The organism is Notoacmeibacter sp. MSK16QG-6 (assembly GCF_024158145.1).
Classification (GTDB): domain Bacteria; phylum Pseudomonadota; class Alphaproteobacteria; order Rhizobiales; family Rhizobiaceae; genus Notoacmeibacter.
Genome location: NZ_JAMYXM010000001.1, coordinates 201,201 through 219,004 on the forward strand (window position 1 = coordinate 201,201; position 17,804 = coordinate 219,004).

General features: G+C 59.3%; 19 protein-coding genes. 11 read left to right on the forward strand and 8 right to left on the reverse strand.

All coding sequences use genetic code 11. From position 1 onward, the window contains the following. Positions 1-25: 25 nt before the first annotated feature. From NIM86_RS00965 to rsmA, 4 genes are all read left to right on the forward strand, one after another. Positions 26-2,374 (forward strand): LPS assembly protein LptD, encoded by a 2,349-nt coding sequence (locus NIM86_RS00965; protein ID WP_253378395.1) that lies wholly within the window; start codon positions 26-28, stop codon positions 2,372-2,374. 107 nt (positions 2,375-2,481) lie between these two features. After that, on the forward strand, positions 2,482-3,414 hold the full coding sequence (locus NIM86_RS00970; protein WP_253378396.1) for a SurA N-terminal domain-containing protein: 933 nt from the start codon (positions 2,482-2,484) through the stop codon (positions 3,412-3,414). A gap of 24 nt (positions 3,415-3,438) precedes the next feature. After that, positions 3,439-4,452: a 4-hydroxythreonine-4-phosphate dehydrogenase PdxA gene (gene pdxA / locus NIM86_RS00975; RefSeq protein WP_253378397.1), complete on the forward strand. Its 1,014-nt coding sequence runs from the start codon at positions 3,439-3,441 to the stop codon at positions 4,450-4,452. Next, the gene (rsmA, locus tag NIM86_RS00980) at positions 4,449-5,291 is read left to right on the forward strand and encodes a 16S rRNA (adenine(1518)-N(6)/adenine(1519)-N(6))-dimethyltransferase RsmA (protein ID WP_253378399.1); all 843 of its coding nucleotides are present in this window, start codon (positions 4,449-4,451) and stop codon (positions 5,289-5,291) included. Before pdxA ends, rsmA begins: the two co-directional genes overlap by 4 nt. Here rsmA and gmk read toward each other — a convergent pair. The 8 genes from gmk to NIM86_RS01020 form a co-directional block, all read right to left on the reverse strand. Beyond that, positions 5,288-5,962, reverse strand: a complete 675-nt coding sequence (gmk, locus tag NIM86_RS00985) for a guanylate kinase (RefSeq protein WP_253378401.1) — start codon at positions 5,960-5,962, stop codon at positions 5,288-5,290. The genes rsmA and gmk overlap by 4 nt on opposite strands. 39 nt (positions 5,963-6,001) lie before the next feature. After that, on the reverse strand, positions 6,002-6,886 hold the full coding sequence (locus tag NIM86_RS00990; RefSeq protein WP_253378403.1) for a YicC/YloC family endoribonuclease: 885 nt from the start codon (positions 6,884-6,886) through the stop codon (positions 6,002-6,004). Between the two features lie 9 nt (positions 6,887-6,895). Next, positions 6,896-8,029, reverse strand: coding sequence for an endolytic transglycosylase MltG (gene mltG, locus NIM86_RS00995; RefSeq protein WP_253378405.1), 1,134 nt, complete (start codon positions 8,027-8,029; stop codon positions 6,896-6,898). 78 nt (positions 8,030-8,107) lie between these two features. Then, entirely contained in the window at positions 8,108-9,364 is a 1,257-nt protein-coding gene (gene fabF / locus NIM86_RS01000) for a beta-ketoacyl-ACP synthase II (protein WP_253378407.1), read from the reverse strand. A 121-nt stretch (positions 9,365-9,485) separates the two neighbouring features. Beyond that, positions 9,486-9,722 carry an acyl carrier protein gene (locus NIM86_RS01005; RefSeq protein ID WP_094078102.1) on the reverse strand — a complete coding sequence of 79 codons (237 nt, stop codon included), beginning with the start codon at positions 9,720-9,722 and terminating at the stop codon, positions 9,486-9,488. A gap of 122 nt (positions 9,723-9,844) precedes the next feature. After that, complete coding sequence (fabG, locus tag NIM86_RS01010; RefSeq protein WP_253378409.1) at positions 9,845-10,582, reverse strand: 3-oxoacyl-[acyl-carrier-protein] reductase; 738 nt, start codon at positions 10,580-10,582, stop codon at positions 9,845-9,847. 35 nt (positions 10,583-10,617) lie between these two features. After that, positions 10,618-11,559, reverse strand: a complete 942-nt coding sequence (fabD, locus tag NIM86_RS01015) for an ACP S-malonyltransferase (protein WP_253378411.1) — start codon at positions 11,557-11,559, stop codon at positions 10,618-10,620. Positions 11,560-11,673: 114 nt separating this feature from the next. Next, complete coding sequence (locus NIM86_RS01020) at positions 11,674-11,976, reverse strand: hypothetical protein (protein ID WP_253378413.1); 303 nt, start codon at positions 11,974-11,976, stop codon at positions 11,674-11,676. Between the two features lie 178 nt (positions 11,977-12,154). On the opposite strand from NIM86_RS01020, the gene NIM86_RS17160 reads away from it, so the two are divergent. The 7 genes from NIM86_RS17160 (at position 12,155) to NIM86_RS01050 (ending at position 17,783) form a co-directional block, all read left to right on the forward strand. After that, positions 12,155-12,277: a hypothetical protein gene (locus NIM86_RS17160; protein ID WP_256478309.1), complete on the forward strand. Its 123-nt coding sequence runs from the start codon at positions 12,155-12,157 to the stop codon at positions 12,275-12,277. Between the two features lie 29 nt (positions 12,278-12,306). Next, the gene (gene rpsF / locus NIM86_RS01025; protein ID WP_253378415.1) at positions 12,307-12,684 is read left to right on the forward strand and encodes a 30S ribosomal protein S6; all 378 of its coding nucleotides are present in this window, start codon (positions 12,307-12,309) and stop codon (positions 12,682-12,684) included. Positions 12,685-12,707: 23 nt separating this feature from the next. Then, entirely contained in the window at positions 12,708-12,956 is a 249-nt protein-coding gene (gene rpsR / locus NIM86_RS01030; protein ID WP_253378417.1) for a 30S ribosomal protein S18, read from the forward strand. Positions 12,957-13,091: 135 nt separating this feature from the next. Further along, positions 13,092-14,030 carry a DUF2232 domain-containing protein gene (locus tag NIM86_RS01035; protein WP_253378418.1) on the forward strand — a complete coding sequence of 313 codons (939 nt, stop codon included), beginning with the start codon at positions 13,092-13,094 and terminating at the stop codon, positions 14,028-14,030. 35 nt (positions 14,031-14,065) lie between these two features. Continuing rightward, on the forward strand, positions 14,066-14,698 hold the full coding sequence (rplI, locus tag NIM86_RS01040) for a 50S ribosomal protein L9 (RefSeq protein WP_253378420.1): 633 nt from the start codon (positions 14,066-14,068) through the stop codon (positions 14,696-14,698). A gap of 144 nt (positions 14,699-14,842) precedes the next feature. Further along, positions 14,843-16,120, forward strand: coding sequence for a cyclopropane-fatty-acyl-phospholipid synthase family protein (locus NIM86_RS01045; RefSeq protein WP_253378422.1), 1,278 nt, complete (start codon positions 14,843-14,845; stop codon positions 16,118-16,120). Positions 16,121-16,283: 163 nt separating this feature from the next. Beyond that, complete coding sequence (locus NIM86_RS01050; RefSeq protein ID WP_253378424.1) at positions 16,284-17,783, forward strand: replicative DNA helicase; 1,500 nt, start codon at positions 16,284-16,286, stop codon at positions 17,781-17,783. Positions 17,784-17,804: the final 21 nt, after the last annotated feature.

Sequence of the window (17,804 nt, forward strand, 5' to 3'; positions counted from 1 at the left end):
TTGGCGTGGCAGGCGGCGTTCTGCAGTGCGAGGTTTGACCGCACTGCTGCTTGCGAGTGCGCTCGCCGGCCCTGTTGTTGCCGCCGCAGCTGCTCCCGTTGCTACCTCCAATGTCAACCTCGCTTCAGCGCTCGGTGCTCCCGATCCCGAGCGGATGCTGATCGAAGCCAACACGCTGGAATACGATATCGATAACGGCATCGTCTCCATCTACGGAGCGGTGCGGATTTATTATCAAGGCAATTCGATCGTCGCGGATCGCGTGATCTACGATCAGAAGGGCGGCAAGCTGCAGGCTGTCGGCAATGTCGAACTCATCCAGCCCGATGGAACGATCATCAATGCCGCGGCTCTGGATATCACGGACGATTTCGCCAATGGGTTCGTTAACGCCCTTCGGGTAACGACGCCGAACAGGACGTTTTTCGGCGCGCAAAGTGCCGTTCGCCAACCGGGCGACGTCACTATCTTCAACTCTGCCGTCTATACCGCATGTGAGCCCTGCGAAAAAAACCCCGACAAACCTCCGATCTGGCGCATCAAGAGCCGCCGCGTGATCTGGGATGGCGAGGAAAAGACCGTCACGTTCGATGACGCCACTTTCGACTTTCTCGGCGTGCCGCTGTTTCGCGTAGGCAGCTTCACCACCGACGATCCTACCGTCGTGAGGAAAAGCGGTTTTCTTTTCCCGACTTTCGGCAATTCGAGCACGCTCGGCTATTCGCTCGCCGTGCCCTATTATTTCGCGCTGTCCCCCTCATCGGAAGCGATCATCAAGCCGGTGGTCTATTCGAAACAGGGGCTGCTGCTTTCCGGCTATTACGCACGCCGGTTCGAGAACGGCACTGCGTCCATCACGGCGGCCGGCATTCGGCAGTTAAAGCCGTCATCCTTTGGCGACAACAATATCAGCCAAGGCCGCGAGTGGCGCGCTATGGTCGGCACCAAAGGCCAGTTCACGCTCAACAAGAATTTCGTTTTCGGCTGGGATCTTCTTGCTCAAACCGACAAGAATTTTTCCAAGCTGTATCAGATCGATAGCTATTCCCAATACGAGCGCGCTTCTGAAGTCTGGCTTGAGGGCAGCAATGACCGCAACTTGCTCGATCTCCGCGCGGGTCGGTTTCAAATTCAGGAAGCCGTCGAAGACGACGCTACGTCAGCCCGCCATCGCAGCCAGCCCTGGTTCCTGCCGAGCGTCGACTACCGCCGGGTGGATGAGGACGTTGCCGGCGGCGAGATCCACACAAGGGTCAACAGTCGCACCATCTATCGGGAGCGACTGCGAACCTACAATGATGAAGACGACATTGATTTGGTCGGTGTGCCCGGGCCGGAAGGTCTTTCCAGCCGGCTTACCGCGCAGAGCACCTGGCGACGCCAGTTCATCACGGAACAGGGCCTGGTCGTAACGCCTCTTCTGTCGGGTCGTGCTGATATTATCGGCACAGACTTTTCTGACGACACGAAAACGGCGCTTGGGACGCTCGCGGCCAATCAGGGCACAAGTTACGAGGATCGCGACCTTGTCGCGCGCGGCATGGCGACCGCGGCGGTTCAGGTTAGCTATCCGTTTCTGTTTTCGACGGTAGGATCGTCACACATCGTCGAGCCTGTCGGTCAACTGATCGTGCGGCCCGACGCCGCCTATCAATCGACCTTCGGTTTGCCAAACGAAGATGCGCAGGCGCTGACGTTCACGGCCGCGAATCTTTTCGACATCGATAAGTTCAGCGGTCTGGATCGCATGGAAGGCGGCACGCGGGCGAATGTCGGACTACGCTATGTAGGAACGTTCGATAATGGCTGGCGAGCGGATGCCATCCTCGGTCAATCCTATCATCTGGCCGGCGAAAATCCTTTCGCGCAGCCCGATCTCGTTCAAACCGGCGCATTCTCCGGGCTGGAGGACGATGTCTCGGATGTCGTCGCGCAATTCAGCCTAAGTTCACCCAACGGTTTTCAGGCCAGTGTCGATACCCGCATCAGCAAGGACGATGGCGATCCGGACCGCTTGGCCGCGCGTCTATCCTACGTATCGGATCGGTGGAGCGCGGGCGTGGGGTACAGTTCGATCGCTGCGCAGCCCGGCTACGGGCTCTACGACAGAAATGAAGAGCTGAGTGCAGCGGCTTCGCTGAAGTTCGCGGATCACTGGACCGCATTCGGCAAGGCCGCCTACAACTTCAAGCAGGACTACATTTCAACGGCTACGACCGGTCTGTCCTATGAGGATAGTTGTTATATCTTTGCCGGCGCCTACAAGCTGACTCGTAGCGGATCGACCGATTTACAGCATGATTTCAAGGTGTTCATGTCCTTCCGCACCCTGGTCGACATCGGAACCGATGCCCGCCCAAGTTTCGACCAATAAAGCGGCACAACCTTCTGCCGATCATGCTTTCGCCTTATAAGATAGGCATCGGTGGGGCCATGCCGCACCCTTGCGACAAATATCAGACGATCAATGCCGGAGCCGCCATGTCTCGCCATTCCAGATATATCGTTGCCCTTGCGCTAAGCTTCACGCTGAGTTGCCTGACCGCGCTGGCTGTCACGCACAGCGCCGCTGCCAGCGAAATAAAGATCGTCGTCAATAAAGTGCCGATCACGAGCTACGATCTTGCCAGGCGGGCTGCCTTTCTCAAACTGCAGCGTAAAAAGGGCAATCTGCGCAAGCTTGCCGAAGACGAGATGATCGAAGACGCATTGAAACGTTCGGCTGTCGATGGGACAAGAATCCAAATTGCTGACGCTGAAGTCGACGCTTATTTCGAGCGCTTCGCCAAAAGCAACAAGCTGACGTCCGCGCAACTGACGCAAATCCTCGGACAGGCTGGCGTGACAGCCAGGCATTACAAGGACTTCATCCGCACCCAGATGGCTTGGGCCAAATATGTCCGCGCCCGTCTCAGCGCTGAAAAGCGCAAAGATGAAAACGACATCACCAAACAGATTCTCGCGCGCGGCGGGGAAAAGCCCACGGCGACCGAATATATCCTTCAACAGGTCATTTTCGTTGTGCCGCAGGCCGAGCGTGGCAGCCGCCTTGCCGCTCGCACCAAAGAAGCGGAAGCCATGCGCCAACGCTTTCGGGATTGTGAGAGCACGCCGCAATTCGCTCGTGGGTTGTTGGACGTGACCGTCCGCAATCTCGGCCGCAAGCTTGCGCCAGAGCTACCCGACGATTGGGCGTCTCTCATCAAGGGTCTCGAACAGGGCCAGACGACGAAAGTTCGCCAGACCGAGAAGGGGGCCGAGTTCATCGCAGTTTGTCGGACACGTTCGGTTTCTGACGATCAGGCGGCTGAGATGGTTTGGAGTGCCGAAGAAAACGCAAACGGTCAGGGCAAAGAGACCCAAGAGAAAATTCTGGCCGAACTGCGTGAAAAGGCGAACATTCAACGCAAATGAACGCGCGAGGCGCGGCATTCATTCATGACCGATAAACCTCTGGCCGTATCATGCGGCGATCCAGCCGGGATCGGCCCGGAATTGCTGTTCCGGGCCTATAACCGCCGGGAACCGCTCGGTTTGCCTCCATTTGCCGTGATTTGCGATCCCGACTTCCTCAAAGCGCGCGCCAACCGCATGGGCGTCGGTGTGTCGATGAAGTGCATCGAGAGCTGGCAGGAAGTCCCGGCTACCTTCTCCGAAGCCCTTCCCGTTCTGCCACTCAAAGCACGCTTCGACGATTGCCCGGGTGAGCCTCTTACCGCTCATGCAAATGGTATAATCGAATCGATCGATCGCGGCGTTGCCGCGAGCCTTTCTGATGAGGCCGCGGGCCTAGTCACCCTGCCAATCGCCAAGGCGCCGCTCTACGATGCTGGCTTCGCTTTTCCCGGACACACCGAATATCTCGGATCGTTGTCCGAAAAAGCGACCGCTACCCCTGTTCAGCCTGTCATGATGCTGGCAGGCCCAAGCCTGCGCGCCGTCCCGGTGACGATCCACATTCCGCTGTCCGCCGTGCCGGAAGCGCTCACGGATGAGCTTTTGGAACAAACGATACGCATCACCGAACGCGATCTGCGCGAACGCTTCGGCATTCAATGTCCGCGTATCGCGGTTTCTGGCCTCAACCCCCATGCCGGCGAAAGCGGTAAGATGGGCAGCGAGGAGATGGATCTCGTTGCACCTGTTCTCGACCGCCTTCGAGAAGAGGGCTTTGACATAGCAGGCCCTCTGCCCGCCGACACGATGTTTCACGAGCGTGCCCGCGCCGGCTATGACGTGGCTGTATGCATGTATCACGATCAGGCATTGATCGCGGCGAAGGCGCTGGCTTTCGACGAGACGGTGAACGTCACGCTTGGTCTGCCATTCATTCGTACGTCGCCGGATCATGGCACGGCCTTCGACATCGCCGGCAAAGGCGTTGCACGCGAGGACAGCTTCATTGCGGCGCTTAAAATGGCGGCCGAAATGGCGTCCGGGTCCTCCCGGTGAGTCTTGACGGGCTTCCTCCGCTCCGTGAAGTCGTCGAACGGCACGGCATCGCAGCCAAGAAGTCGCTCGGCCAGAATTTTCTTTTCGATCTCAATCTGACCGCCAAGATCGCTCGGTCGGCCGGGGTTCTTGACGATCATACTGTCATAGAAGTCGGGCCTGGTCCCGGCGGATTGACACGCGCTCTTTTGGCTGCCGGCGGCGGGAAAGTAATCGTCATCGAACGCGACGAGCGCTGCATCGCGGCGCTGGAAGACATTGGCGCGGCCTATACCGACCGCCTCGAAATCATTGCGGGCGACGCGCTTTCCATCGATTACGCGGCGTTGGCCGAGCAATCGCTCGGTCCGGTAAAAGTCGTCGCCAACCTGCCTTACAATATCGGCACCGAACTGCTCCTCGGCTGGCTCACACCAGCGAACTGGCCGCCTTTCTGGTCGTCCCTGACGCTGATGTTTCAGAAGGAAGTCGCGCAGCGTATTGTCGCAGCCCCGGGCGATAAGCATTATGGCAGGCTGGGTGTTCTGGCCGGCTGGCGCTGCCAAGCTGTCAGCATGTTCGATGTGCCCAGAGAGGCATTTTCACCGCCGCCCAAAGTCACCTCCAGCATCGTGCATATCGAGCCAAGGCAGCAGCCACTGGCCGGAACTCTCGTCAGTCTGGAGAGGGTTACCTCATATGCGTTTGGACAACGGCGGAAAATGCTGCGTCAATCGCTGAAACCGCTCGGTGGCGAGGCGCTACTCAATCGGGTCGGCATCGACGCCACGAGACGGGCCGAGACGCTCACAATCGAAGAATTTGTTGCTCTCGCCAATGCGATCGACGCAGCGATCTAAATCTCCTCTTTCAGCATTTCCGAAACAAAATCGAACAGGCCGGGACGCCGATCGCGACGCAACCTCTCGGCGGTAACGATGGCCTGCACTTCGTGAAATGCATCGTTCAGATCGTCATTGATGACGATGTAGTCATATTCGCGCCAATGGGCGATTTCCTCACGGGCGTTCCGCAGGCGCGTACCAATGACATCTTCGCTGTCCTCAGCCCGTCGTTTCAACCGCTCGCGCAATGCGCCCAGTGACGGCGGCAGAATGAAAATCGACACCATATCGATGCCGACCTTATCCTTCATCTGCTGGGCGCCCTGCCAGTCGATGTCGAACAGCATGTCCTGGCCGTCGCCAATGGCCTGTTCCGCTGGGGCGCGGGGCGTGCCGTAAAAATTGCCGTGTACCTCGGCCCATTCCAACAACTCATCCCGCTCGCGCATCACTTCGAAATCCGCCACCGACCGGAAATGATAGTGCTGTCCATCTATCTCGCTGGATCGCCGCTTTCTCGTTGTCACGGAAACGGAAAGGCGAAAGGCGGGGTCCGTTTCCAGGAGGCTGCGGGAAATAGTCGATTTGCCGGCGCCGGACGGCGAGGAGAGGACCAGCATAAGGCCTCTTCGCGGAATTGACCGGCGTTCGGCTGCAGCCGCATAGCGCGCTATACTGTCGATCATCGCTCTCCTCCGGCATCCCGCGCCAGCGGCGGCACGAGCCTATTCCACGTTCTGAACCTGCTCACGCAGCTGATCGACCACGACCTTCATATCGAGGCCGATTGCGGTCAGCGTTGGCGCATTGGATTTGGCACAGAGCGTGTTCGATTCGCGACCCAGTTCCTGGGCCAGAAACTCTAGTCGGCGGCCAACCGGTTCGACGGCCTCGAACAGTTCGCGGATCGCGGCGCAATGGGCGATCACTCTGTCGAGTTCTTCACGAATATCGGCGCGCGTCGCCAGAAGCGCAGTCTCTGCATGCAACCGCGCCGGATCGAGCGTATCGGATGCACCCATCAGCGCATCGATTTGAGCTTTAAGTTTTTCGGCGATAGCAGCAGGCCGCCGCGAGGGGTCGTTCTCGGCCGAAGCGGCCAGCTTTTCGATACGGTCAATCTGTTCGATGATGACCGATTGCAGGCGCTTTCCCTCCTGCTCGCGGCTATCGTTGAGGGCGCTGAGAGCCGCTTCAAACAAGGCAATAATGGCAGGATCGTTTTCCTTGCGCGACGCTTCATTGGTCGGCAGCGCTTCGTCGCCTGCTTCGATGACGCCGCGCAGAGTCAGAAGCGCATCGGCCCGCGCCGTCGCAAAGCCTTTCTCTTCCAAAAGCTTTGCCTCATCACAGAACCTGGCAAGAACCTCTCGATTGATCGAGACGCCTTCCGTCGCGCCAGAGAGTTCGCAATTGACTTGCAATGTGCCGCGGCCAAGCACCTCCCGCGCTGATGAGCGCAGCGCCTGGCTCAGATGATCCAAGCCCGGCGGAAGCCGGAAGCGAATATCCAGGCCCCGGCCGTTGACGGCACGTACTTCGAAACGCAGGGGCCGGCCGGCGACCATTCCATCTGCCGAACCGAAACCTGTCATACTTTTCAAAGTCATGCGTCGCGCCTATTGATCCGGCAGAGGATCATCGCCCTGAACGGGCTCGAGTTCGTCGTCGGGAATGCCGCGTTCAGCCTCAATCTTCCGCCAGGCTCGCACATTCGCATTGTGCTCATCGAGTGTTTCGGCAAAAGCGTGCCCCCCCGATCCGTCCGCCACGAAGTAAAGCGCGTCGGTTTCAGCCGGGTTGGCCACAGCTTCCAGCGCATCTTTGCCTGGCGTTGCGATCGGGCCGGGCGGCAGACCGTTGATCGTGTAGGTATTATAAGGCGTTTCTTTCGCGATGTCGGAGCGATAGATCGGCCGATCCGCCGGTTTGCCCTCGCCGCCGAAAAGCCCGTAAATGATGGTCGGATCAGACTGCAGGCGCATTCCCTTTTTCAGGCGATTGACGAAGACAGCCGCGACTTCGGGCCGCTCCTCGGCCACGCCCGTTTCCTTCTCGACAATGGATGCGAGCGTCACGAACTCTTCAACGGTCTCAATAGGCAGGTCCGGCGCACGGCCCTCCCAGATACGCTGAACGAGTTCGCGCTGACGCTGCTGCATATCCGCGATCAGCGCCGCCCGCTCCAGCCCGCGCTGAAACACGATGGTATCCGCAATCAGGCTGCCTTCTTCCGGCGTCTCATCCGGCATGTCGCCCGTCAGCGCGTCGTTACTCTCAATCCGGGCGAGCGCCTGATAGGTCGTCCAGCCTTCAGGAATCGTGACCCGATATTCCAGCACATCGCCCCGCTGCATCATCTGAAGAATATCGCGCATCGACGCCTTGGGCGGAATCTCATATTCGCCAGCCTTGAGCGATGCATCGAGGCCATAGGCGCGCGTCGCAATCTTGAAAATCTGAGCGTCCGAAATCAGCCCACGATCCGCAAGATTACCGGCAATCGTCGAAAGCCCCGATCCCGGCTCGACGGCGAACAGTGCAGGTCTGGAGCGCTCGCTCGGCCGGTCGAACACATGGAGCGAATACCAGATCATCCCGCCGATCCCGATCACCGCCAGAACCGCCAGCGTGAACAGGAAATTGAAGAAAATAACGAACTGGTTGCGCGCCGTACGGCTACGTTTGCGGGCGACTACCTCTTCGTCCGATGGGGTCGGCCTCGCGATTGGTGGCCTTTCGCTCTCGTTCATCCCCGCTCCGATTCGTTTGTCTCTCGCTGGCCGGACAGCCCTGCCCGGCCAATGTGGCATGCTGGCGGCTGCTTGCGCCTATTCGGAGTACCGACGGAAGATCAAGCACGCATTCGTGCCGCCGAATCCGAAGGAATTGGAAAGCGCGACATCGATCTCCCGCTCCCGCGGCTTGTGCGGAACGAGATCGATCGCTGTCTCAGCCTCTGGATTGTCCAGGTTGATGGTTGGCGGCGCGACCTGATCGCGGATGGCGAGAAGGCTGAAGATTGCCTCGACCGCACCTGCCGCACCCAGCAAATGGCCAATCGCGCTTTTGGTCGAGGACATCGACGTTTTGCCAGCTGCATCGCCCAGCAGACGCTCGACCGCACCGAGCTCCAGGGTGTCCGCCATGGTCGACGTGCCGTGTGCGTTGACATAATCGATGTCAGCGGCTGCGATTCCAGCCCGCTTCATCGCCGCCGTCATAGCCCGGTAAGCGCCTTCGTGATTCTCTGCCGGCGCTGTGATGTGAAACGCGTCGCCGGACAAACCGTAGCCGATGACCTCGCCGTAGATTTTCGCGCCACGCGCCTTGGCGTGTTCCAGCTCTTCCAGAACGACGATACCGGAGCCCTCGCCCATAACGAAGCCGTCACGGTCGGCATCCCACGGGCGTGAAGCGATTTCAGGTCGATCGTTATATTTGGTGGACAACGCCTTGCAGGCCGCGAAGCCGGCCAGCGACAGTTTCGTGATCGGCGCCTCGGCGCCGCCTGCGACCATCACATCGGCATCGCCAAGCGCGATCATGCGCGCAGCATCGCCAATAGCGTGCGCACCTGTCGAACAGGCCGTGACGACCGCATGGTTCGGACCTTTCAGCCCATGGCGGATCGAGACCTGACCGGAGACCATATTGATGATATTGCCGGGGATGAAGAACGGGCTGACGCGGCGCGGGCCCTTCTGCTCCAGCGTCAACGTGGTCTCGGAAATGCCTTCGATACCGCCGATGCCCGAGCCGATCACAACGCCGGTGGCGCATTTGTCATCTTCGGTCTGCGGCTTCCAGCCGGCATCTTCGAGAGCCAGGTCGGCAGCGGCGATGCCATAGGTGATGAATTCGCCGATCTTACGCTGTTCTTTCGGATTGACGAAGTCGTCGGGATTATAGGCGCCCTCGCCTTCGCGCGGGATAGAACAAGCGATCTGACAGGCCAGATCGTCGACCTCGAAGCGCTCGACCCGTCGCGCAGCCGATTTTCCGGCCAAAATCTGTTTCCAGGTGTGTTCGTGACCAACACCGAATGGTGAGATCATCCCGACGCCGGTTGCGACTACTCGTCTCATAGACCCTCTCCAAATGCAAAAGGCCTCCGTCCGGAAAGACGGAGACCTTCACGCTATCAGCCTGCCGCCGCCGGTTTCGCGATGGGCTTTCGCGACAGGCAAGCCGGCTCCTCCGCCTTAATCAGGCGGTCTGCTTCTCGATGTAACGAACGGCGTCGCCAACCGTAAGAATGGTTTCGGCGGCATCGTCCGGAATTTCCACGCCGAATTCCTCTTCGAAAGCCATGACCAGCTCGACCGTGTCGAGGCTGTCGGCACCGAGATCGTCGATGAAGGAGGCTTCCATCGTCACCTTCTCCTCCTCCACGCCGAGATGCTCGACGACAATCTTCTTCACGCGTTCGGCGGTGTCGCTCATTTCGTATTCCCCAGTTGTAAAATCTGCTGGCGCTTTCGTTAGCTGCGCAATCGCCGCTAATCAAGGGCAAGCATTGTTGTTCGGTGTCTTATTGTCAGGATGGTTTGACTGGTAAATCGGCTTCAGAACATAGCCATGCCGCCATTGACGTGCAAGGTCTGTCCCGTGACATAGCTTGCCGCATCGGAAGCCAGAAACGCAGCCATGGATGCGATTTCGTCACCCGTTCCCATTCTTTTCATGGGAATCGACGACAAAATACCCTCGCGCTGTTTGTCATTCAGCTTGTCGGTCATGGCGCTCTCAATGAAGCCCGGTGCAATCGCGTTAACCGTGATTCCACGGCTGGCGATCTCCTGAGCCAAGCTTTTCGTGAAGCCGATCATGCCCGCCTTGGCCGCGCAATAGTTCGCCTGGCCTGGATTGCCGGTGACGCCGACAATCGACGTGATGTTGATGATACGACCGGCACGGCGCTTCATCATCGGCTGCGTCAATTCACGCGTCAAACGGAAGGTGGCGGTCAGATCTATCTCCAGAACTTCGTCCCAGTCCTCATCCTTCATGCGGATAAAAAGGCCATCCTTCGTGATGCCGGCATTGTTGACCAGAATGTCGACTCCGCCGAGTTTTTCTTCGGCATCCTTGCCGAGCTTGGTGACGGCTTGCCGGTCGGAAAGGTTCGCGGGCAGAACCGCCGTACGCTCGCCGAGGTCGGAGGCAAGCTGCTCAAGTTTCTCGGCTCGCGTGCCATGCAGGCCCACAGTCGCGCCCAGCTTATGAAAGCTTCTGGCAATGGCTTCGCCGATACCGCCTGATGCGCCGGTAATCAGCGCTTTCTTACCGGAAAGGTCGATCATGGAAATGTCCTTGTCTTTGTTTCAGCTCCATCCGGTCAGGACAAAGCGTTGAGCGCCTTCTCGATGTCGTCGAGGCTGCCGATCGGTATGGTCGTCAGCGAACGGTCGATGCGCTTCGCCAGGCCGGACAGCACCTTGCCGGCGCCGATCTCGTAAAGCGTCTCGACATCGTTCGCGGCGAACCACTCCATGGTCTCACGCCAGCGAACGCGTCCCGTCACCTGTTCCACCAGACGATCCGCAATTTCGGCGGGATCGGTAAGCGGACTGACGGTCACATTAGCGATAAGAGGCACCGTCGGCGCGTTCATCGTGACGTCTGCCAGGGCCGCTCGCATTCTATCGGCAGCCGGTTCCATCAAGCTGGAATGGAACGGCGCGGAAACCGGTAGCATCAACGCTCTTTTGGCGCCTTTATCCTTGGCCAGCTCGGCGGCCTTTTCAACGGCATCCTTGCTTCCGGAAATCACGAGTTGTCCGCCGCCATTGTCATTAGCGATCTGAACCGCCCCTTTTGCAGAGGCCTCGTCACAGATCGCTTCTACATCGGGCTGTTCAAAGCCGATGATTGCGGCCATGGCGCCTTGGCCGACCGGCACGGCCTTCTGCATCGCCTCCCCGCGTATCCGCAAAAGCCTGGCGGCATCGGAAAGGGAGAAGGTGCCGGCGGCGCAAAGCGCGGAATATTCGCCGAGAGAATGACCCGCCACATAGGAGACGCTCTTTTCCAAAAGCAGGCCGCGCGACTGCATGGCGCGAAGGGCCGCAATCGAAACCGCCATCAGTGCGGGCTGGGCATTCGCCGTCAAAGTCAGCTTTTCTTCAGGCCCTTCCCAGATTGTCTTCGAAAGGGATTCGCCGAGTGCCTCGTCCACTTCCTCGAAAACGGCGCGTGCTTCCGGCACGGCATCGGCCAGATCCTTGCCCATGCCAACGGTCTGGCTGCCCTGACCTGGAAAGATAAAAGCTGTGGCCATGCTGCATGAGCCTCCCATGGCTGATCCGTAAACTGGTCGTCGCGGATTGCCGAAAGGTGAGGCAAACGTCAAGCAAAGGCCTCAAAAAGATGAGGGATTGCGCCTTATATTATCCTATTCCGCCGGCTCCGGCCTTGGCACAACGCCGCCTCTAAGGCCTAGGGCCTCCGACAGTTCCGTCGGTATGGCGCCCTTCGTTGGCCCTTCCGCGAAATACGGCTTCGACCTTCCCGCCGACCAGTTGGCCTGCATGCGGACGATTGGATTTGGCGCGCACCATATCTCACCGGTTTCGTCGATTGCGGTGACCCAAAGCAGATTGTGTTCGATGCCGTAGTCGATGACAGCGAAAGCGAGACCTTTTCCCTTGCCGGCGACCTGAACAGGGATTGGAGGATCGAGCTGCGTGAAACTCATTGTCTTCTCCTGACGCGTACTGACCAGTATAAATTCACGACAGGGCCGTACGTTGCGCCCGCTGACAATTATCAATCTGGCGCGCCCCTCTTGCCCTACGATCCATCTTTCTGTAATGAGCCGCCCTTCAGCCGGTCCTGTGCCGGGGGTTAATCGAAGGGCCGTTTACGGACGGCAGGTGACGGAACGTTCGCCGACCTTCGCTCCCGTCTCCGCTCTCGACCGCTTCGTGCAGCGCCTTTCCCGCCGTCTTTTCGGCATTCGGAAGGTCGCAGAGGCTCTAGCCGCGCGGGTCCGGTGATGTGAAACGATGGAAAGGCAAAGCCGATAATGGCCCTTTACGAACACGTATTCCTGGCCCGCCAGGACCTTAGCCAGAGCCAGGTCGACGACCTCGTTCAGCAATATACCGGTATCATCGAAAATGCCGGCGGATCGGTCAGCAAGACCGAAAGCTGGGGATTGAAGTCCCTCGCCTATCGGATGGATAAGAACCGCAAGGCTTACTACACCCTGCTCAACATCGAAGCCCCTGCGGAAGCCGTGCAGGAAGTCGAACGCCAGCAGCGCCTGTCGGAAGAAATCCTTCGTTCGCTGACCCTGAAAGTCGACGAATTGGAAGAAGGTCAGTCCGCGATGCTTCGCAAGGATGACCGGAACGATCGTCGTGGTGGCCGTGGCGGCCGCGACCGCGGTCCGCGCCGCTAAGACGCCGACGAGAGGAAAAAGACATGGTCGATATCAACCAGCTTCCGACGCGCCGGCCCTTCCATCGCCGCCGCAAAACCTGCCCGTTCTCAGGCTCCAATGCACCGAAGATCGATTACAAGGACGTTCGCCTTCTGCAGCGCTATATTTCCGAGCGCGGCAAGATCGTACCGTCCCGTATCACGGCTGTTTCCGCCAAGAAGCAGCGTGAACTGGCCAAGGCCATCAAACGCGCGCGCTTCCTCGGCCTTCTGCCCTACGTCGTGAAGTAAGAACGATTTGCCGCGCCGGCTCGCCGGCGCGGACGCAGCCTGCCATGTTCGGCATTGCAGGCTATATTTCTTAAACCCGAAGTTGGGACCGGGCATAAGCCGATCCCTAACTGCCAGAGGCAGGACAGCGACCGCGTGAAAACGATCCTTGCCAATCCCCATCTTATCGGCGCGCTTGCCGGCCTGACCTCCGCGCTTGTCGCGGCATCGCCTGTTGGCGGAATGGCTTTTCTCACTTTGCTGTCTCCGTTTCCGCTTCTCGTGGCGACACTGGGCTACGGTGTATCGGCGGGTCTTAGCGGTTCGGCTGTGGCTATTGCCGGTATCGCCGTCGTTTCCGGTCTCCAACCCGCTCTTGGCATTGCCCTGTTGGTCTGCGTGCCAAGCGTTCTGGCCGGATCGCTCGGCGCGCTGGCACGCCCCGCAAGCGAATTAGGCGGCCCGGACGAAACGCTTGTCTGGTTCCCGATGGCCGATATTCTTCTGGCGATCTGCGGCAGCGCGGCAGTCGCTTTTGTCGCGCTCTCATTGGTGGATGGTCTCGGCCTGGAACTGGCTGACGACGTCGCTGCGGTTCTCGCGGAGAGCTATCGCCAGGGCGACGTTGCTCTGCCGGATGGGTTCGAAGGACAACTGGCGGCGCTGCTTCGTAACATCCTTCCTATCGTGCAGCCATTTGGCTGGGTTCTGGTGTTGCTTGCCAATTTCTACATCGCGCTGCAGGTTGCGCGCCGCGCCGGCCTGCTCGTGCGGCCGAAGGATGATTGGCCTACATCCCTTCGTCTGCCGCGCATCGCGCTGGCGCCTTTTCTTGTCGCGCTTCTCGCCAGTTTCGCTCCGGGCCTTGCCGGCTATTTGGCCGCCGGCGTCGCTGGCGCATTCGGTGCGGGGTTTGCGGTCGGCGGTTTCGCCATGCTGCATGAATGGAGCCGGCAAACCAGCGCACGGTTCTTCATCCTCTTCGGCACTTATGTCGCCGTACTGCTTTTTGCCCCGCTTCTGGCGGGATTTGTCATCGCCGGCCTGTTCGACACGAAACGCGCTTCGCCGCTTTCGCCGAGGCCGGTGGAATAACGCTAACGAAAGACGACCTCAGGAAAGGAATTCAAATGGAAGTCATTCTTCTGGAACGCGTGAACAAGCTTGGCGGGATCGGCGACACCGTCACCGTCAAGCCTGGCTTTGCCCGCAACTATCTCATCCCGACCGGCCGTGCGCTGCGTGCTAACGAGGCGAACAAAGCTCGCTTCGAAGCCGAGCGCGCGCAGATCGAAGCGCGCAACGAAGACCGCAAGTCCGAAGCGCAGAAGATCGCCGACGAGCTGGAAGGCAAGACGCTGGTCGTCATCCGCTCGGCAGCCGAAACCGGCCAGCTTTACGGTTCAGTTTCTTCGCGCGATATTTCCGAACTCCTCAAGGATGAGGGCTTCAAGGTCGGCCGCAGCCAGGTCGATCTGAACCAGGCCATCAAGGCCATCGGCCTGACGGACGTGCCGGTCGAACTGCATCCGGAGGTTCGGGTGACCATTACGCTGAACATTGCCCGCACGACGGACGAAGCCGAGCGTCAGGCACGTGGCGAAGACCTCACCAGCGCCGAAGCCATCTACGGTGAAGACATCAACGATGCCGCCCAGCCGGAAGAGTTCTTCGAGGAAGACGATCTCTATGACGAGGGCGAAGGCGCATCTGAGGCCGACGCTGCAGACGAAAGCGATGGCGACGAAGAAAACGCCGGCTGATCCACGCACCGTCTCTCAATCGCAGAACCCCGGCGCTGACGCCGGGGTTTTTGCTTTTTCAGCTAAGATATTGATTCCGCCGCCGACACCAACATAATGATAATCTTAAATATTGAGCGGCATGACCGGGGCGTCCGGAGCGGAATGATGAAGGGTAAAGCTCGGGGAATAGCGGAAAAAAGTATCGTCAGGCTGGTCGATCAGATGATCGGAACCGGTACACTGATTGCAACATTGCCGGGCGGAAAAACGCTGCGCCTTGGGCCTGGCGGCGAGCCAACGATTGCACTGACCATCCATGATCGCCGCACAATGATGGCCATCATCCTCAACCCCGACCCTGCCTTTCCCGAGGCCTATATGGATGGCCGCGTCACCATCGAGCAGGGCGATCTTCTCGACTTTTTTCACCTGATTGCGCCGATCGAGCGTGCATCGTCATATCCCGTGTCAGCGCGGATGAACCGGCGTCTACGCTTTGCTGCTCGCCGTCTGTCGCAGTGGAACGGCCTGACTGCGTCGCTCCGTAACGTTAAACGGCATTATGATCTGTCGCCTGCCATGTATCGCCGGTTTCTCGATGCAGACATGCAATATTCCTGTGCCTACTTTTCCCGCCCGGGCATGTCGCTGGAGGACGCGCAGGCGGCCAAAAAGCGGCACATTGCCGCCAAGCTGATGATTGAGCCCTCTATGAGTGTGCTGGACATCGGGTGCGGCTGGGGCGGTATGGCGCTCACACTGGCCAACGAATGCGATGCGTGCGTCACCGGCATAACGCTTTCGGAAGAACAGCTTGCTGTTGCGAGGGAGCGCGGCGCTGGGCGAGACGATGTCCGCTTCGAATTGCGTGACTACCGTACCCTGGAACAGACTTATGACCGCATCGTTTCGGTCGGCATGTTTGAGCATGTGGGTATTCGCAACTACAAAACCTTTTTTCAGAAATCGCACGATCTTCTGGCTCGTGACGGCGTCATGCTGCTCCATACGATCGGTCGCAGCGAGCCGCCAAACGTGACCTCCGGCTTCATTCACAAATACATCTTTCCGGGCGGCTATATTCCAGCGCTGTCGGAAGTCTCGGCGGCCATCGAACGCGCAGGACTGACCGTCACCGATGTGGAAGTTCTGACAACGCATTACGCCGATACGCTCGCCGAATGGCGCAATCGTTTCCACGCAACGCGCGACGAAGTGCTCGAAGAATACGATGAGCGCTTCTTTCGAATGTGGGATCTCTATTTAGCCGCGTCGGAAGCGGCCTTCCGCTACTACAATATGGTCGTTTTCCAGATTCAGATCGTTCACGATAAAACGGTCGTGCCGATGAGCCGCGACTATATCGAAAAGCGAGAGCGGGAACTCGCCAAGGCTGACAGCGAGAAATCCAGGAGCGATGTAACAAGCGCGGCGGAGTAAAGGGCGGGACGATCTTTTCCCCGCTCTCCCCGCTGTTCTCCCATGAGATGTTTCTGCGCCCGGATCACCCCGTTAACAGCCCGATAACCATCTCCGCGTGCTAGACGACTCACGGCGGATCGGGAAGACTCCGCGCTCATGCGATGAACGGGAGAACGGATCGATGGCCGAAGCGGCGCGGCATCTTCAGCCTGCAAATGAAGGCGGCGCCGACAGCGGCTACCGCCAGGCGCCCAATAACATCGAAGCCGAGCAGGCGCTGCTTGGCGCGATCATGGTCAATAACGATGCTTTCTATCGCGTCTCGGATTTTCTGAAGCCGGTCCATTTCCACGATCCGCTTCACAGGAAAATCTACGAGGTTTCCGGCGAACTGATCCGCATGGGCAAAAGCGCCAATCCGGTAACGCTTAAAACCTTTCTGCCAGCCGATCAGTTGATCGGCGAGATGACGGTCAGCCAGTATCTCGCACGGCTCGCCGCCGAAGCCGTCACCATCATCAATGCCGAGGATTACGGGCGCGGCATCTACGATCTTTCGACCCGCCGCGCGCTGATCGGCATCGGCGAGGATATGGTCAATGTCGCGTTCGACGCGCCCGTCGATGCACCGCCGCAGCAGCAGATCGAGGATGCGGAACGCCGCCTCTTCGAACTGGCCGAGACCGGCCGTTACGATGGAGGGTTCGAGGCCTTTTCCGATGCCTTGGCGACCGCCATCGATATGGCCGGCGCTGCCTATCAGCGTGATGGCCATCTCTCCGGAATTTCGACCGGCTTCATCGACATCGACAGGAAGCTCGGCGGCCTTCAGCCTTCCGACCTCGTCATTCTGGCGGGACGCCCGGCCATGGGCAAAACGTCGCTCGCCACCAACATCGCTCATAATATCGCGGCCGCCTATGAAGCGGCACCGCAGGCCGACGGTTCGGTCAAACCCGCGCAAGGCGGAGTTGTCGGTTTCTTCAGCCTGGAAATGAGCTCGGAGCAGCTCGCCACGCGTATCATCTCCGAACAGGCTCGCATTTCATCGTCCAAAATCCGCCGCGGGGAAATCACCGAAGCGGATTTCGACAAGCTGATTGCCTGCTCGCAGATGATGCAGCGGACCCCGCTCTATATCGACCAGACCGGCGGCATCTCGATTGCCGCTCTTGCCGCACGCGCCCGTCGCCTCAAGCGTCAGCGCGGCCTCGACGTGATCGTGATCGATTATCTGCAGCTCATGCAGGGGTCGAGCAAGAGCCAGGGCAACCGCGTGCAGGAACTGACCGAAATCACCACAGGGCTGAAAGCCCTCGCCAAGGAGTTGAACACGCCCGTTATCGCGCTCTCGCAGCTTTCGCGACAAGTCGAATCGCGGGACGACAAGCGGCCGCAACTGTCGGATCTTCGCGAATCCGGTTCGATCGAGCAGGACGCCGATGTGGTGCTGTTCGTCTATCGCGACGAATACTACATGCAAAACCGCGAACCGGAGTTCGGCACGCCCGAACATGAGGAATGGCAGCAGAAGTTCGACCGTGTGCGCGGCAAGGCGGAGCTCATCATTGCCAAGCAGCGCCACGGCCCGACCGGCACAGTCGATCTGGCCTTCGAAGGCGAATTCACAAAATTCTCCGATCTGGCGGATGATGAACGGCTACCGGAACGCTTTGAGTAGCCGGCCTCCCGACTTGCCGGA

Coding starts and splice junctions, on each gene's coding strand:
- NIM86_RS01020 (WP_253378413.1), bottom strand. CDS start 11,976: ATGAGTTTCACGCAGCTCGATCCTCCAATCCCTGTTCAGGTCGCCGGC.
- NIM86_RS00990 (WP_253378403.1), bottom strand. CDS start 6,886: ATGACTTTGAAAAGTATGACAGGTTTCGGTTCGGCAGATGGAATGGTC.
- rplI (WP_253378420.1), top strand. CDS start 14,066: ATGGAAGTCATTCTTCTGGAACGCGTGAACAAGCTTGGCGGGATCGGC.
- rpsR (WP_253378417.1), top strand. CDS start 12,708: ATGGTCGATATCAACCAGCTTCCGACGCGCCGGCCCTTCCATCGCCGC.
- mltG (WP_253378405.1), bottom strand. CDS start 8,029: ATGAACGAGAGCGAAAGGCCACCAATCGCGAGGCCGACCCCATCGGAC.
- fabG (WP_253378409.1), bottom strand. CDS start 10,582: ATGATCGACCTTTCCGGTAAGAAAGCGCTGATTACCGGCGCATCAGGC.
- fabD (WP_253378411.1), bottom strand. CDS start 11,559: ATGGCCACAGCTTTTATCTTTCCAGGTCAGGGCAGCCAGACCGTTGGC.
- fabF (WP_253378407.1), bottom strand. CDS start 9,364: ATGAGACGAGTAGTCGCAACCGGCGTCGGGATGATCTCACCATTCGGT.
- rpsF (WP_253378415.1), top strand. CDS start 12,307: ATGGCCCTTTACGAACACGTATTCCTGGCCCGCCAGGACCTTAGCCAG.
- NIM86_RS01050 (WP_253378424.1), top strand. CDS start 16,284: ATGGCCGAAGCGGCGCGGCATCTTCAGCCTGCAAATGAAGGCGGCGCC.
- NIM86_RS00970 (WP_253378396.1), top strand. CDS start 2,482: ATGTCTCGCCATTCCAGATATATCGTTGCCCTTGCGCTAAGCTTCACG.
- NIM86_RS01045 (WP_253378422.1), top strand. CDS start 14,843: ATGATGAAGGGTAAAGCTCGGGGAATAGCGGAAAAAAGTATCGTCAGG.
- gmk (WP_253378401.1), bottom strand. CDS start 5,962: ATGATCGACAGTATAGCGCGCTATGCGGCTGCAGCCGAACGCCGGTCA.
- pdxA (WP_253378397.1), top strand. CDS start 3,439: ATGACCGATAAACCTCTGGCCGTATCATGCGGCGATCCAGCCGGGATC.
- NIM86_RS01005 (WP_094078102.1), bottom strand. CDS start 9,722: ATGAGCGACACCGCCGAACGCGTGAAGAAGATTGTCGTCGAGCATCTC.